Here is a 17,298-nt window from a genome sequence, read left to right as displayed (position 1 = left end):
GAGCAGAACAAATTTCAATTCTTTGGAAAGCAGATGATCACCAGGAAATCATCGGTCATCACCAGAAAGCTAATCACCGAAGGCTTCTTTGAGGACATCATCCGAAGTCCCAATAATCCGCACGGCGTGCTGTTGAAAAACTGGCGTATCATCGACAACGAAGAAATTTCTAACCAAACTAAAAACTCGTACTAAAATGAATGCTTTTATAAGACAAACCGGACAAAGATGGCTGGGCAATGCAGCCAAAAATCCAAAAAGATTCTATATGTATTCAATGATTTTTCTTTCGGTTTCTTTCATTGGCTCGCTGATACAAGGAATTTCCTTTCCTTCTGATACCTCATTTAAGATAAAGCCTCCTATTCTCTATTCCAACAAGGTTATCAGCCAGAATACTATCGCAGGCCAAAACAAAGAAATGGAAAAGATCGTTGGCGAACTCAAATTACTAAAAACCAAGAGGGATCGGAATGCCTTACAAAAAGAGGATAGCTTGAGAATAGAGTTTCTCTTTAACCGATACCAGCAATTGAAAGATGGCAGGTAGCACCGAAGGCAATTTATTTAAAAATTAAAACGCAATGAAGAAAATTAATTTCAAACAGAAAAAATATGTGCTGCCGCTTTTGGCGCTGCCTTTCCTGCTTCTTTTCGGCTACGTCGGCGTGCAGCTTACTAAAGAGAATAAACCCAAAGACAAACCCAAAGAGCTTTTCCTTTCACTGGGAGAAACCAAGGATTCCATTATGAATAAGAATGATGCCTACGATGTATTTTTCAAAAAAGATGACAACCGGACGATGTTGGGAGGACTGGATAAGGAAAAAGATAGCTTACTAAGCTATGATGATCAGTTGTCATTAGCACAAAAGAGAAAAATTGATTCCCTTAAAGCGGTGTCATCAAGGCAGAGCCGATATCAGGCCAAAGCAAACCCTTCATCATATTATGATCCAAAGCAACACAATGAGGATAAGGATTTCAAAAGGTCTTCTGAAATTATCAGGATGCTGAATGATAAATCTTATGGCAAATCAGAAAGCAGCTACTCAACTGAAAATTCTAAAGGGACAAACAATGTCCAACCTGACCCTGTTAAATACCTGAAGCAGCAAATGCTCGTGATGGATTCCCTGGAAAAAGCCAGAGATCCGGAATATCAAAGCAAGCTGGCAGCGGAACAGAGGCTCAAAGCCAATAAGGAAAAGATGGAAGAGTTTCTTAATTCCACATTTAATGTCAGCAAATTAGGAATTAACAGCGTGTTCAATGCTTTTTATAAAGAAAAGGAAAACAACTTTATAAAAGCCGTCATTGACGAGAACAACAAAGGTTTTCTCGGCAGCAGGATCAGGTTCCGCTTATTGGAAGACATTTTTGTGGGCAACCGGAAAATCAGCAAAGGCTCCATACTTTATGGACAGATCTCCGGATTTTCGATGCAAAGGGTTGATCTTAAAATTATATCGGTATTTACCAACGGTGAAATTTTTCCTGTTAATCTCTCCATCTACGATGTGGACGGGATGAAAGGCCTATATGTACCGCAAAGTGTTTTCCGGGATATGATCCGGGAAATGGGAAGCAACTCGGTTCAGGGAACGCAGATGGATATGGGCGGACAGGGATTCTTCACTAGCATCGGTTCCAAATTATTCACTTCCACCTCTAAATCAATCGCCAATCTCATCAAAACCAATAAAGCCAAACTAAAATACAACTCCTATGTATTCCTGATTGACGAAAAACAACTTAAAGATTCGCAAAACCAGCAAAATAAATAATATAATGAAAACCTTATTGTACAGCCTAGTATTATTGACAACGCAAATTGTAACAGCGCAGACTGCGACTACTGAACAAATTATTTCTGAACTGCCGGAACTGGAGATCACGGAGGGCATCAACCTTCATATTATCTCACCGGAGCCCATTCAGTATGTTGATCTATCTACCGATAAACTGACGGGCGATCTCCCGGCTAGCAATATCGCCAGAATTAAAATTACCGACAACACTATCTCCGAAAAGGATAAAAAGAAACAAAACATTTCTTTTTTCAGCGGAGATACGGTGGGAATCATCACTGTTGTCGGGCAGTCCTTCATTGCACAGTACAAAGCAGTGTATAGAAACCAGAATAATCTCAATACGATAACCAATATCCACATTCAGCCAGAAGTGATGCAGCCCATTGAGTTTGATAAAATGACTTTCTCGAACGGTGAACTGAGGAAATTTGCAATGGATATTATTCAGAAAAAGGCTGAAAAAAATCCGATCAGGGAAGAAAAAAATCTTAATCTCAGCATGCATCTGAATAACGTCTATGTTATGGGCGATTATATTTTTCTTGATATGACTTTTAAAAATAGCTCGAACCTGAGCTATGATTTGGAAGACCTTAAATTTTCCATTGAGGATAAAAAGATCCATAAAGCGACGAACAATCAAAGCATCGAGATGACACCTGTCTTCCGGCTAAATCCTCAAAAGCACTTCAGGAAAAACCTCAGAAATATATATGTATTTAAAAAGTTCACCTATCCGAACTCCAAGGTTATGATGATACGCTTAATTGAGGAACAGCTCTCCGGAAGGACGATTGAAATGAAGATCAATTATTCAGATATTCTTAAAGCTGACACTTTTTAAAACTTAATTATGGAGGTGTCTATTAGTTTAGAGCAAATGGTGAATGTTTTTTTTTATGTGATAATGGCGACTTCTGTAATTGTTTATGCCATACTGATTAATTCAATGATTAAAGGAAACAAGGAACGTGATGTCTTCCTTGATAGATTTAAACTGAAATATCAGGAGCAGCAAAATCAATTAAAGAACCTTGATCAAGATTACAGATATCTAAGAAAATTTTATGAATCAATTGAGAAGTTTAGCGAAGAAGCCAGCCGGTTTTATATTGTTGAGAAGACGGAAAAGCGAGCACAAGAATTAGTTGATCAGTTAAGTCGGTTGGACGAGAGCCTTATAGAAATGCAGAAAAAACATGAAAACATGTTTAAAAAACAGCAGAAGCTGCATCGTGATTTACTTACGGAACACAAATTACTGAACGAATACTTTAATAACTATTCCTAATGCAAGAACAACAACATCAGATCAAGATCTACGGATTCCTGCAAAAGGCAGTCTATGCAGTCGTTGCACTGGATTGTACTTCGCTTTTTTACATGAGTGCTAATGTCCCGGTGGTCTCCAATCTATTAAAGAACTTCTCGAAAATGAGCTTTATTTATCCACCGGTAAATGCTAAAATAGCCACTTTTATTCTGATCGGGCTTGTTGCCATCGGGACCAGGGCAAAGAAAAAGAAAGATCTCAATATCACCACGGAAATTGTCGTTCCAATGGTAACTGGATTAATGATGATGTTGGCGTCACTAATTTGGCAGGAAGAAGCAGGGAATACAAAACTTCCAAAAGTACTTCCCGGACTCAACCTATTCCAAGTCATCTATGCGGTTCTTTCTTTTATAGGAGCTGTTATCCTTCAGATGGGAGCTGACAGCATTTCTAAACTAGTACAGCAGAAAATAGGAAAAGATAGATGGAACATTGTGGAAGAAAGTTTTGACCAGAATAAGGAGATCGTTAACACTGATACAAGTATCAATATTCCATATGTTTTCAGATATAATAATAAAACTTATAATGGTTATATCAATATTGATCCTTTTAGGGGTACTATTGTAATCGGAGTACCCGGTTCTGGAAAATCTTTTGGAGTAATTAATCCGGCGATTCGTCAGATGATCGCTAAAGGTTTCTGCCTCTGTATTTATGATTTTAAATTTCCGGACCTGGCGCAGATTGCCTATTATCATTATCTATTGAAAAAAAGTAAGCAATCTGATTACAATTATAGTTTCCACATCATCAACCTGAATGAAGTCGAAAGATCAAAAAGGGTTAATCCTTTTCATAAAAAGTATATCCAGACTTTGGCAGAAGCTCAGGAAATGGCAGAATCAATGGTTTCCTCACTCCAAAAAGGAGGAAGCAGCTCCGGCGGAGGATCAGACGCGTTCTTTACCCAATCTGCAATCAACTTTCTGTCATCCTGTATTTATTTCTTTGCCACACTAGAAAACGGAAAATATTCGGACCTGCCACATATTCTTTCATTTATGAACCGCAGCTATCAAGAGATCTTTGATACGTTGTTTACCAATGAAGAAATTGGCTCATTGCTTTCACCCTTCAAAACGGCTTACGACAACAAAGCTTTCGATCAGCTTGAGGGGCAGATTGGAACTTTAAAGATCTTCCTTTCAAGGTTGGCTACCAAAGAAAGTTTTTGGGTTTTTTCGGGCGATGAAGTTGAATTGAAAATTACCGACAGAGAAAATCCGTCCATTCTTATTTTAGCTTCTGATCCCGGAACACAGGATATCAATTCTGCTTTATATTCTTCAATTCTGAATAGAACGCTGCGCCTGATCAATTCGAAGCATAATCTCCCGGGAGGAATTATTGCTGATGAGTTCCCAACCATTTATATCCATAAAATCGATAATGTGGTTGCAACGGCTCGGAGCAACAGGGTTGCCGTGTTACTTGGCCTACAGGAAATTCCACAGCTAAGACAGTTTTATAAAAAGGAGGTGGCGGATACCATTTCTGCCATTGTCGGAAATATAATTTCAGGTTCCGCCAGAGATAAAAATACACTGGATTGGCTGGAAAAACTATTCGGAAAAATCAAACAGAAATCGTATTCCCAGTCCATATCACAACAGGGAACGACGACCAGCATCAATGAGAAGATGGATAACATGATACCTGCAGGAAAGATTGCAGCGTTGAAGACCGGTGAAATGGTAGGGATGATTGCACAGGGTGAAGAAAACAATACAGATGAATATAAAACATCTGCGATTCACGGAAAAATTAATCTGGATATAAAGGCCATTAAAAAAGAGGAACATAATTACGTTACAATGCCGGTTTATTATTCATTTCTGGATAAAAAAGGTAAGAACCGTAAAGAGGAAATACTGATGTCCAATTTCAGGAGGATCAATCGGGAAGTCGAACTTATTGTCAATGAACATATAAAAACAGCATCATGAAATCAATAGCTAGAAATTTTTTAACAGTATTGATTTTTTCTTTTCATCTGTCCATGTTCGGTCAATTCAATACACTTACACCTCTATTGCCAAAGAAAACTGACAATACAACAACTGACAGGTACAGGCGAGAGATCGGTGAATCAAAGCAAAAAAGCGGTAAAAAAATCTGGAAGGATATTTTTCACAGTAATAGCAGGTCAGAGCTGAAAAAAGAACTGGATTCTCTGAAAGCTATCATCAAAGAAAATTCAGAAGTAAATCGCAATAAATGGAATATGCAAAAAATAAAAGATTCACTGATTTTACAACTTCAAAGTCAAACTGTTAATAATGAACAAAAAAGGTCTTTATCAATCACAAAAAAGGCTTTTGAAAATGGTTCTAAAGAATTAGCATTCTCCAAAATAGCGATGCCATTGAGCCGGGGAATTTCAGTGACCTCACCCTATGGAGACAGAGTACATCCAATATTTAGAACATCCAGAATGCATAATGGCATTGACTTAAAAGCCCATTACGAGAATGTATATGCCGTGATGGACGGAACGGTTACTGAAACGGGCTGGGACAGTAAAGGAGGAGGTAACTTTATTAAAGTAAAGCATTACGAACGTTTTGAAACAGCTTACCTACATCTGTCGGAAATCTACTACAGAGCCGGAGAATTCGTAAAAGCCGGATACATCATCGCAAAAAGCGGTAATTCCGGAAACTCTACCGGAGCGCACCTGCACTTTTCCGTCAGGGAAAACGGAAAGTACATAAACCCTGCACATTTTCTCAATAACCTAATCAAAGCTGATCAGTTGCTTGCTGCATCGTATCAGAACTAAAAAAATACAGTCAACAATAAAAATATCATATTATGCAACATCACAATCTACCGACTGAAGACCTCAAAACCTACGGCATCATTGACGAAGACCTGACATTTTCAAAAAAATTAAGTGCTGATGATATCCAGAAGTTTTTGAGTGGTTATACGATAGTCGCTGACAACAATAAGAATCGTGCTACTTTTCAGCTCACCGACAATAATACCCAACTGAAGGTTATCTTTCTTGAAAGGGACAAAAGCCTCTCGGAAATTCTCAGAAACAGCAAAGAAAAAGTTCAATACACAGACATCAAAGACTTAACAAAATCCCCGGACAAATGGAATATAGAAAAAAAGGCTTTCATTTTCGATAAGGAAAATGAGAAAATAGTGGAATTCGATTTTATTAAAAATGCCGCCTCACTCACAGCTATAATCGCAGATAAAAAGGACATTCAGGAATTGAACCGCTATAAAATTGAACTGCAAAAGCTTAAAAACTTCCTCTACGACAAAATTGACCAACACCCTCAGATTGCTAAAGAAATCTCAAATGATATGAATATCGTTTCCAGAGAGATCGATTCCGTAAACAACATAGCTGGTGATGAGAAGCAAATGGCTAAAAGTGGTAATTCTAAAATTGAGCTTAATGTCAACGATAAAGATCTATACGAAGATGCCAATCAAATGATAGAGGATGAGGAACAACAGCAAGAAGAAAAACGGAAGTTTAAAAGATAATCCTAACCTAACCTTCTGCTTTCTATATCAAGTCATAAAATATAAATATTGCAATGGATTTATTTGAAGATTACGACCTACTGCCCGAAGAGTTAAAAGCAGTCTGTGGCCATTGGCAGGAAAAAGCCGCCCACTTAGGACTCGATTATAATGATTGCAAAGCTTTTCAGGAAGAATGCGAGGCTATCGGTTATACCTTTGATTATGGCCTGGATGCGGAGCCGTTTGATTTGCGGCCTCTGAATATTGAAAAACAGGACTTTTATACTAATCAAGATCAAACGCCTGCAGCAATTACAAATGCCCTAAACTGGTACGATAAATACATTACTCCCCTAACACGTGCCTATAAGGATTTCGTAAAAGAAATGGAAAATACGTCTCCTGAAATATTTTTCCGTGATGGTGAGAGGAAATTTTCTCATCGCGAGAAAAAATTTATGCAGATTCATTCTCAAAAGAATAGAGAAACTGATAACGAAGCAGATAAACAAAAATTCCTTTCAGATGTATGGGCAAAAGAGTTGAGCAATAAGACTGAACTGAGTAGTGGTTTGACCTATACGCAAATTGATGAAAAACAGGCTCATCATTACCGTACTTATGAAGCCGAGGTCAAAAAGTCAGGAATGGATTCTGTCGCACGTCCGTATGAGACAAACTGGGATGAAAATATGATTTCGGCGTCAGATCTTCCGGACGGCTGGATGTGGAATGATTATGATGATGGAAGTGGCTCCCTTAGGAGTCCAGATGGTCATAGCTATTACAGCTATGACCTTCAAACCCAGGAATATCGATCACCTTATGGCAATAACGAATGGATAAGTATGAAGGATTTTTATGATGTTCCAAAAAGTTTGGACGAATTTAAAAGCGATGCCGAAAAGGAATTAAAGGAATCAGCAGCTCAAAATAATCTCTCTCCAAAACTTTCCGAAGAGGAAAAAAGAAACCTACTTAATTATAGGATATTAAAAAAAGAAAACGAATTCATACTGGACAACTTAGAGATTACCGCAGACCAAAGAAAAGCTTATGCAGAACAAGAGGAATTCGGAACAACAGATGGCGATTATGCCCTTACACAACACCAACTGGACAAAATCCCGGATGTCATCGATGGTCATATGATGTCAAAAAATGACAAATATGAATTAGCTTATGGAGTATTGGAAAAAATACAGTATGGTGTTTCGTATGAATTATTAAAAAGCGGCGAAATCCTTAATATTTATATGGACGAAGATGCTTTTCCACAGTACAGAATATTAACAACGAATGATATAAAATTTAACAATCAAAATTCAAACATGATGGAAACACAAAAAGATTTCGACCAGGTACAGTACCTAAAAGACCAGATGAAATACCTCGGCTTCGGCGAAGGTGAACAACTTCACAAAGACCTTGAAAAAGGAATCAATGCTAAAGAACAGCAATTTGAAATTAAAACAGGTTCGGACAAAGCGTCACCCGGAAACCAGGTTGACTTTACATTGAAATTCAACAAAACCGAAAGAGGAGGTATTTTCCTCAATTCATATCAGGCTAAACTGACCAATGAGAACAATGAAGAGCGCTCTCACAATTTCCCGGTAAGCAGGGAAAGCAGCTTTACGGCAAAGGAAGCCATTAATTTATTGGAAGGACGAAGTGTTAAGATTGAATTTCTTAATCCTAAAACCGAACAGGTAGAGCCTGCCTTTATCCAATTGGACTTCAATCAGCCCAAAACCGATAAAGGAAACTACCTGTTTCAGAACTTCTACAAAAAATATGGTGTAGACACCGATAAGATAGTCGACAAAGCTGGTCTTATTTTCGATAAGCCAGAATGGAAAGAAAATGCCATAAAATCCTTGGAGAAAGGGAATATAGTCAAAGTAAAATTTAAGCAGGAGGATTCTGTCATAGAAGGAAAAGCTATTCTTGACCCCCAGAATAGAAACCTTAAACTCTATGATAATGATATGAACCGGCTTAATACCAATAAGCCCTTGGAAGGTTTAGAACAGGATAATAAGCACGAAAAAAACAATGTGAAAGAGCAAAGTATTAAAAGATAATAATACCTGATCATTATCTGAAGGCGGCAAGTCTGATGATTTGCCGCTTTTTTTAAATCAAACAAGATGAAATTAAAATTGACACTACTATCCGCTGCATTTTTATTAGGTTTAGTTTCCTGTCGTAAAGAAATAAAATCCGAAAAAGGAGGAATCGACATTATTTCGAACGTCTACTTTGATGCGTCTAAAGGACTGGATCAAATGCAGAGCTTTCATATCTCTAAAATGAGCTATTCGCAAGATCAACTAATAGAAATAGTTCCTGACCGGTCATTCCCAGAAATCAACAAGCAGCTATTTCTGATCAAAGATTCTCTGTATTATCCATTGGATTCCGAAAGAAAGACTGCTATATTTTCAGAGATCGGGCTCAAGCAAAAACCGCTATTGGTATTTGATAAGAAAGCAGGTGCCGTATTTTCAAAAGAATGGATTCCGAATTACCGGAATCGAAGAAAACTGCCCGACACCGTTTTGTTTGGGAAACAATACAAACGCTTTGAGATCGATTCTCCCTGGAACTACTCTCGTTTTTATATTTACCCTACTGATACTATCCTACCCTATTCACTGTACCGGCATGCAGAAAAGGATTATCACGGAAGGCTTGAACGTATTGACTCATATAGTAAGAGGACCGATATTTTCGCAACCCTTCAACTCATTACGAGAAAAGACTGGCATCCGGAGGCCAAAGAACTATTTGAATTTAATCAATTTGTAAATAAAAGTAAGAATGATTGAGCCTATAACTAATGACATTTCTATTATTGAAGGAAATAAAAATGAACTGATCCTTTTTCCAAAAGATGAGGATGTAAAGTCATTCCAGAAATTGTTAGAAATTAACAGACAATCCAATAGCAGGACGCTTGTTTCGCTTAACACAGCTAGCAATACCAAAAAATTCCTAAACCGTTTTCAAAATTTCGATGGAAAGATCTTTCTCTGTTTTGAAGGTACCAGAACAGGTGACGCACTAACGCTTAAAATCCTTCTGGAATATAAGGAAAAGAACATTAAAGATATTCGTAACGTCTATACAATTTCTCAAAATGGCAATAAAGATCTGACTGCATATCTTGAAAAGAAATTGCAACAACAAAATATAAACTCTAACTTAGTTGAAACAAAACTCTCAGAAGATGCCGAGACTAGAACTAAATCAAGCGGATTATCCGAAATTAAGCACTTGGAATCCGGAACATCTGGACAAAACCTTGTCGGAATTGGTGATGAAAGCCAATCCCAACAAAACAGAAATTACAGAGGCAGACAAAATGTGGGCAGCCCAAATGCTGGAAATGGACCTGCAGGCGCAGAATGGAACGATTTCAGAGTCGGAGAATCAACAAGAAGAACCATTGACACAAGAGAATCGCAAAATACTGAACAAAAACATTCCCTGGGGCGAATCATATTCGGGAGAACTGTACCCACCGCAGGAAGATACGAAAGACGATTTTCCGAAATAAGTGATCCTTCTACAAAGGAGGTAGAATTAGAAACTATCATTTCAAAATATAAGGGTCAAAAGCTGACCAATGAACAAGTTGCAGAAGTAGTGTCCGCAACTTGTTTTATTTCTAAGAGTAAAGAAGTCTTCATTAATGAAGGCAGCACGATTACCGATGAATTAAAAGACATTTGTGGACAATTTAAAAGCGGTGGTATAGCCAAGGAAGGTCGTGGGATACTTGACGAATATTATACTGACCGAAAAATTGTAGATGCTGTCAGAAACCTTATTAAAGATCAATTCAAAGGTCAGACTGAAATTTTCGTTTTGGAACCGAGCGTCGGTACCGGAAATTTTCTATATGCTGCCAAAGACCTGCCACTGAATGTTAGTATTTCCGCATTTGAGATAAACGAAACTACAGCAAAAATTGCTAAAATTCTGCACCCCGAAGCGTCTATTAATGTTCGTTCTTTTGAAACAGAATTTATTGATGAACAAGGAAACAAAAACGAAATATATCAGCATTATGATTTGATTATAGGTAATCCCCCGTATGGAGAGCATCGGGGTTTCTATAAAGGATTGGGTGAGGAATCGAAAATTTCCAAGTACGAAGACTATTTCGTTAAACGTAGTCTGGATGTTTTGAAACATGATGGAATCTTAGCAATGGTTCTTCCTTCCGGCTGGCTGAACCGCCAGAATAACCTTAAAAATGCTGAGCTTGTAAAAGCTTTCCGGTTACCGACCGGAGCCTTCGCAGGAACACAGGTTGGGACTGATATTATTATTCTTCGAAAAAACAGCCAGAAAATCGCGCATAACATTTCTGACCATTTTGAAAGGAATCCCCAAAATATTCTGGGCGAAATCCGCGAAAAACCGAATCGTTTTGGAAGGATGGAACTCTACGTTCACGGAAACCTGGACGAAGCATTAAGTCAGTTACAAAGGCTTCAAGAAGTAAAGAAAACTGAACGGATAGGAAACCTTTTCGAAGATTTGTTATATGATAACCTGGAACTAGAAAAGCAAGCAGACAATATAGTTTCAGCCAAAAAAAGTGATCCGGGAAAAACAGCTGAAATTGATTTTTTAGAGGTTCAGAATAAGATTCGGGCAGTGCTTTCTACTCTTAATGATATAAAATTCAAATCACTTGCAATTTTAAAGGAGACTGACAAATATAAAAAGCTACAAGGTCAATTATCCGAAAATCCAAAAAAATTTAATCATGAACAACTATCTGAAATTCTTGAAAAGGCTGATCGAGTCATTCAGTCCCACCAAACAAAAAAAGATTCAGAGTATAGGATTCAGACTAAACCGGAGATAAAGAAAGGCGTATTAAAGTACTTGTTTTCCAAAAAAGATGCAATCGTTAATACTTCTCTTCAGAGCAATTCTGATATCTCGCCTGAGGAACTGGAAGCTTTTCGAGACACGACTTATGAAGGAGTCTTAAATAAAAACGGTAAGCATCATCAATATGCGAATTTCATTGATGGAAAATGGGTTCATGACTTTTATTATGCCGAAGGAAACATTTATAAAAAACTAGAGCAATTAGAAATTGATTTTAAGGCTTCCTTTTCCGAAGGATACTCAGAAGCTCAATATTTAAAGCAGAAAGCATTACTCGAAAGTGTTCTTCCGAAACCTAAATCTATAGACGAAATATATATTAGCCCCAATCACGAATTTGTGCATCAGTTCGCATTGGGGCAGGTAGAAAAAGAAAGATATAATTATAATACCAAGCTCAGCGAAGTTGTTATTATTGATTATAATCTGGCGGAAAAATTTAAAGATTTTGTCGGGACTTTATCAAGCGATGCTTTCCAAGGATCTTCAGCATGGGAAGTCAGACAATTTGTAGATAACGATACGGTAACTGGTAGTGACAAGGAAAGAAATGCACTCATAAGGGAAAGAAGAAAAGGCGCCGCTAATGACCTTTTCCAGAAATTTATCCGGGAAGAGTTATCGGATGAGCTTCGGGAACGCTTTGTCAAAGAGTTTAATAGGAATTACAATAATATCCACGTTCCTGACTATTCAAGATTTCCTCTCTTTTCCAAAATCCATAAAAATTTCAAAGGACAAGAACTTAGATTAACCGAGGTTCAAAAAGCAGGCATAGGAAGACTGACAACAAAAGGTGTCGGTCTTCTGGCGCATGAAGTGGGATTTGGAAAAACATTATCCGGAATCCTTTCGATGCACGAAGCAATGGAACGTGGCAATTCTAAAAGACCCTTGATCATTGTACCGAACGATAGTATTCTTAAACAATGGGTGGAAACGATCTTTGAAACGATACCTGATGCCAAGGTCAATGTGCTTGGCAATCTAGGTAAGGATTATGATTTGTCAAAATTTGATAACAAAAATGGGGAGATTACGATCGTTACTTATGAAGGCTTTAACAATATCGGATTTTCAGAAAGTATCACTCTGGATCTTTCTTCTAAGTTTTCCTATATATCAGAAAGCGAATTACGAAGTGTAAATTCCATAAGCGAACGGGATTTCCAAAAAGAAATGGAGAAAATCAAAGAAGTGGAGGGTAAAATGAAGCGTGGAAAAATCTACGATTGGGAAGATTTTGGTTTCGACCATATGACCTTAGACGAAGTTCATAACGCGAATCATATTGTAGGTAAAGTAAGAATTGAAGACAGGAGATTCTCTTCCGACTTCAGAAGTCAGAACCAGCAGACTTCCAAATTAGGTATCAATACCTGGATGGCGGCGCAATATATTCAGAAGAAATACGACGGGAGGAATGTCACACTACTTTCCGCTACTCCATTCACTAACAAACCTCTTGAATATTATTCGATCCTTTCATTGATCGCCAATAAACGTCTGGAAGAATCAGGTTATTTCAATGTCAACACCTTTTTTGAAACGTTTATGGAGGCTGATAACGATATGGAGATCGATGCAAAAGGAGATGTGAAGTTCAAAACCAATGTTCGCAGGTTCAAAAATAATTCTTTGTTTCAGCAGCTTTTATCAGAATTTATTGACATAAAAGGTGAAGAAGATAATCCTGAACTCATCCGTCCTAATAAAATTAATAAAGAATATAAAATTGAACAAAATGACCTGACTGAGGAACAGTATGAACGATTGACAGATAGCCTTGATGAAAAGGAAAAGGGGGCAATTCTTACTCATATTCTCAATGCTAGGCTAATTGCTATTTCACCCTATTTGTCGCCGTACTATCATGGAGAATTTCCTTCAGTAGATGAATTTATTGAAAATTCGCCTAAGTTGAATGAAACAATGAATCTGATCCAGCAGAATAAGCGGGACATTCCGGAAGCGGGACAAATCATCTATTCTGAGCTAGCTGTTGCAGAATTTCCAAGGATGAAAGAGTATCTGGTGACAAATATTGGTTACAAACCTGAAGAAATAGGCATAATTACGGGCGCGACCACTAAAAGTCAAAGAATATCGATACAAAATGATTTTAACATCGGAAAAATAAAAGTTATTATCGGAAGTGAAGCCATCCAAGAGGGAATGAATCTGCAGGAAAATACCACTGATCTTTATCTGCTATCATTGCCTTACAACTTTACCACATTAAGACAAGTTGAAGGACGTGCCTGGCGACAGGGAAACAGACACGAAAATGTGAGAGTTAATTTTATGCTGACCAATGACAGCATCGATGTATTTATGCTACAGAAGCTGCAATCAAAACAGGCAAGGTACCTTGAAGCTATGAAGAAAGGTGCTGATGTCCTTGATATTTCTGATATCAGCACACAGGAGCTCAAAACCGCCATCATTACAAACCCTGAAACCAGGGCAAATATTGAAATTGAACTGATGAAAAAGAAAATTGAAAGTGAGAAAAATAAGTTTTTAGCGGATTCTGCATTTATATTAAGAAAGTATGAGGGATTTACCAAGGTTCAACAGGAGGTAGCAAGAGCGCAACAAAGTTATGACAGGATATTAGGTTATTCAAAAGAGGCGGGAGAAAATGCAGAGTACTGGACCGATCAGCTGCCAAACTATCAGAAAGCTATTAATGCTGCTAAGGCTTTAGTTACTGAGGTTATAGAAGAATTGGCTACGAAAGGGGTGAATGTTAATGAAATTGAAAAGCAAACAAAAGCTACTGAAACCAAAATTGCGGAGCTGGATAAAAAATTAGAAGATCTTCCAGATATTAAAACACATTTACTGGTTCAGTACAAAAAAGAGAAAGAGGAAAGAATGAAAACCAGTAAAGAAATAGATTTTATGAAACAACGTGCGACGGAGAATAAAGCCTTATTTTATTATTCAACTGAACCAAATTCTGTTAAAATAAATTATTCAAATACAACCCAATTGCAAAATGATGAAAATGTGCAAGCCGAAACAAAGAGAAAAAGATAAAATAGTTACTTGTATTTGAATGATAGTCAGCGCTATAAAAAACTATTTATTTGTTTTACTAATGAAATCCTCAATTTCTTTATTTCGATTTTCGAATGCTGAATTGATGGATTTGTGAAACTTAGCCATTTTTTGAGACACAAATAAAGTGACAGAGTGAGTATTGTCTTTATTTAAAGCAAAAGGTTTTATTGTAATAGTGGTACTTTTAAGAACACTATCAAATTCCCCGCCCCAATCAAAATCGTATTGAATACAGGCGATGGCAAATCCGAATTTTACCTGATACAACAAAATAGCAATACCGCAACTAACTTCATAAACTGTTTTTGCTTTGAGGGATATCCCTGTACTATAGATGTGGTCAGAACTAGCATAAATTTTATAATTATACTCCGGTTTTGAATTATCATGTAAATAACTAAGCATTTGGCTTAACCCTCCCATCCAGGCGGGTTGTGCTGGCTTTTCAACCAATTCAACCTCGAAAATATCATTAATAGCTTCCAGTTTTTCTTTCCTTGCTTTCTGAATAAGCCTTTTAGAAATTTCTTGTTGGTGCTCGTATGCCATTTCTAGAAAGAGATTTTCTATGTGAATATCAAACTGCGATAAATCTTCATTCTCAATATAATCTTGGAGTATCTGATTAATTATTTTCACATATTTCTCTTGTTCTTTTCCCCTGTGAGTGAAGGATAAACTTTCCTCAAATGATAAATTGTAAGTACCATTATCCGCTTGTTTTTTGTTTTCAATTTCCGTTTCTTTCATTATCTCTTTACTTATGTTTTTTTTGGAATTTATAAGTGTTTCATTATATGCAAACGCTTTGTATCCAGAGCTTCTAAATTCACTCACTGGAACTTGCATAAAATTACTTTTTTTCGCCACTTTTTTCTTAAGATAGTTATCAATAGCTTGTATTGTTAAGTAGCCATCTTCATCATACAAACTATCATTTTTTATTGCCTCCAAAAAGAAATAAGTGAAATAGCTGTTTTGTATATCGTCATCTTGAACGGCTTTCTTTTTACTCTCCGTAGCAAACATAAAACACAACTCGGACGAGTTGTAATTTAGTCGCCTTATTTCTTTTTCAGGATTGTTTGATTTAAAATACACCTTACCTCCAGAATAACACGCATCGATTAATAGATACTGATTTTTTGGACTTATCTTATAAAAATACCTTATCAGGATATCTTCAACTGTTAGTTCAGTATCATCTTCAAAAATTATTTTTGATTTTTCCTCTTTTTTGTCATAATCTCCGTGACCTGAAAAGTAGAAAAATAATAGATCTCTCTTAATTTTAAAATCTTTTTCGATAATAGCAAAAGCTTCATCGATCTGCACCTTCACAGGTTTGTCACTATCTGTTATTTTAAAAATGTTCTTTTTACTAAAACGACAATAAGTTATAAGAGCATTCTCCATGTCTTCAACATCTTTAATGCAGAACGGTAAAACGTCATCTTCGTAATTATTCATACCGATCAGTATTGCAAACTTGTTTTCGGACATAAGTGATTTTTTGATTATTTATAAAAACTTTTTTACTTACAAATAAAAATAGTAATGAAAGATATGTGGAAATATGAATGATATACAAAAAAGATGTTTATGTTGTATAAATTACATAGCAAACTTAGAACAATTTTTTCTTACGAAAACACTTTTCAACTAGTGTCCCAATTCAAAAAACAACTCTGTTTTAATCACAATAATTTTCAAAATGAGAGGGCATTCTTAATATTTATTTCCTTTTGAAAATCAAAATCATGTATTAATATAGTATTGACACAAGTTCTACTCTTCATAAAGCGGAATCTCGGGAATATCTATTGTAGTTGATTGTTCATGAATATTTTGTTCAATCTTAAATCTTATTTCTTCAACCTTATCACTAGAAAATATCTCTAATAAAATTTGCTCATCAGTAGAACTAAAATGATCAATATTCATTATTTCTCTTTTCAACAATTCAAGATATTCACCTCGATTTAAAGTTTTTCTCAAAACTTTTGCTAGTTCTATAATAGACGACGGAATACCTAGTTCTAGTCTTAAAAGTATTTTAGGAATTCTTTCTGATAGATTAATCTCCGGTTTTATTATTTCAGTTATGCCAGCAACAATAGGAAGTACATCGCAAACTCTTGAAACTATTGCTCGTATTGCACCTGCAGCAGAGTTGTCTCGACTGTGCTGCATAAGAAGAGCCTCCATTTCCACCAATTGCATATCTGTTATCCAAAGTAGGCAAGCCATCGTTTTCTTTGATTTCGATGTAGTTTCAATATTATCCTTTGAATATCTTGAAAATGCATTTATCAGCTGAGAAGGAATTCGCTGTCTTTGTATAGCGTCACTCCATGTATGTGGCTCTTTATAAATGCTTTTTTTGTTTATCGGCATATATACCTGCTCTAACTCTATTGTAAGTTGAGTAATTCCCAATAATACAGGATCAGAAATGAGCTCTGAAGGGATTTGTTGCAAAGTACTAATAATACGGATAATAGATTCAACTTCAATTCCTGAATCTCCGGCTATTTTTCCTATTACAGTGGTATTAAAATAGCTTTCATGATCCATCTCTATTAGCTGATGATAAGTAAGTTCATTTAAGGCAGCATCAATATCGTTTGAGCTCCAGTCCCAAGTGTTATATTTTATTTTCTCTTG

At 36.5% G+C, this 17,298-nt stretch carries 12 protein-coding genes and 1 pseudogene; 11 read left to right on the top strand and 2 right to left on the bottom strand.

The annotated features are described in order from the left end of the window. The 11 genes and pseudogenes from WFK35_RS10620 to WFK35_RS10570 all read left to right on the top strand — a co-directional run. A pseudogene (locus tag WFK35_RS10620) lies at nucleotides 1-195 on the top strand (conjugative transposon protein TraK); the annotation flags it as partial. Nucleotide 196: 1 nt separating this feature from the next. Next, entirely contained in the window at nucleotides 197-550 is a 354-nt protein-coding gene (locus WFK35_RS10615) for a hypothetical protein (RefSeq protein WP_336732618.1), read from the top strand. A 34-nt stretch (nucleotides 551-584) separates the two neighbouring features. Then, nucleotides 585-1,787, top strand: a complete 1,203-nt coding sequence (gene traM, locus WFK35_RS10610; protein ID WP_336732617.1) for a conjugative transposon protein TraM — start codon at nucleotides 585-587, stop codon at nucleotides 1,785-1,787. Between the two features lie 4 nt (nucleotides 1,788-1,791). Beyond that, nucleotides 1,792-2,658: a conjugative transposon protein TraN gene (gene traN / locus WFK35_RS10605; RefSeq protein ID WP_278354010.1), complete on the top strand. Its 867-nt coding sequence runs from the start codon at nucleotides 1,792-1,794 to the stop codon at nucleotides 2,656-2,658. A 9-nt stretch (nucleotides 2,659-2,667) separates the two neighbouring features. Further along, on the top strand, nucleotides 2,668-3,105 hold the full coding sequence (locus tag WFK35_RS10600; protein ID WP_336732616.1) for a hypothetical protein: 438 nt from the start codon (nucleotides 2,668-2,670) through the stop codon (nucleotides 3,103-3,105). Continuing rightward, a complete protein-coding gene (locus WFK35_RS10595) occupies nucleotides 3,105-5,099 on the top strand; it encodes a type IV secretion system DNA-binding domain-containing protein (protein WP_278354012.1) in 1,995 nt (664 codons plus the stop codon). Before WFK35_RS10600 ends, WFK35_RS10595 begins: the two co-directional genes overlap by 1 nt. Then, nucleotides 5,096-5,935, top strand: a complete 840-nt coding sequence (locus WFK35_RS10590) for a M23 family metallopeptidase (RefSeq protein WP_278354013.1) — start codon at nucleotides 5,096-5,098, stop codon at nucleotides 5,933-5,935. The genes WFK35_RS10595 and WFK35_RS10590 overlap by 4 nt, the downstream gene beginning before the upstream one ends. A gap of 32 nt (nucleotides 5,936-5,967) precedes the next feature. After that, a complete protein-coding gene (locus tag WFK35_RS10585) occupies nucleotides 5,968-6,663 on the top strand; it encodes a hypothetical protein (protein WP_278354014.1) in 696 nt (231 codons plus the stop codon). 53 nt (nucleotides 6,664-6,716) lie between these two features. After that, nucleotides 6,717-8,732 carry a hypothetical protein gene (locus tag WFK35_RS10580; RefSeq protein ID WP_278354015.1) on the top strand — a complete coding sequence of 672 codons (2,016 nt, stop codon included), beginning with the start codon at nucleotides 6,717-6,719 and terminating at the stop codon, nucleotides 8,730-8,732. A 66-nt stretch (nucleotides 8,733-8,798) separates the two neighbouring features. Further along, entirely contained in the window at nucleotides 8,799-9,479 is a 681-nt protein-coding gene (locus tag WFK35_RS10575) for a hypothetical protein (protein WP_336732615.1), read from the top strand. After that, nucleotides 9,472-14,607 carry an Eco57I restriction-modification methylase domain-containing protein gene (locus tag WFK35_RS10570; protein WP_442892037.1) on the top strand — a complete coding sequence of 1,712 codons (5,136 nt, stop codon included), beginning with the start codon at nucleotides 9,472-9,474 and terminating at the stop codon, nucleotides 14,605-14,607. Before WFK35_RS10575 ends, WFK35_RS10570 begins: the two co-directional genes overlap by 8 nt. A gap of 42 nt (nucleotides 14,608-14,649) precedes the next feature. Here WFK35_RS10570 and WFK35_RS10565 read toward each other — a convergent pair whose 3' ends face one another. Both WFK35_RS10565 and WFK35_RS10560 read right to left on the bottom strand, forming a co-directional pair. Next, complete coding sequence (locus WFK35_RS10565) at nucleotides 14,650-16,134, bottom strand: caspase family protein (RefSeq protein WP_278354018.1); 1,485 nt, start codon at nucleotides 16,132-16,134, stop codon at nucleotides 14,650-14,652. Nucleotides 16,135-16,419: 285 nt separating this feature from the next. Then, on the bottom strand, nucleotides 16,420-17,298 hold an 879-nt coding region (locus WFK35_RS10560; protein ID WP_336732613.1), incomplete at its 5' end, for a hypothetical protein.

This window comes from Chryseobacterium sp. VD8, from assembly GCF_037149975.1.
GTDB lineage: Bacteria > Bacteroidota > Bacteroidia > Flavobacteriales > Weeksellaceae > Chryseobacterium > Chryseobacterium indicum.
This window is presented reverse-complemented; position numbering and strand designations above follow the sequence as displayed.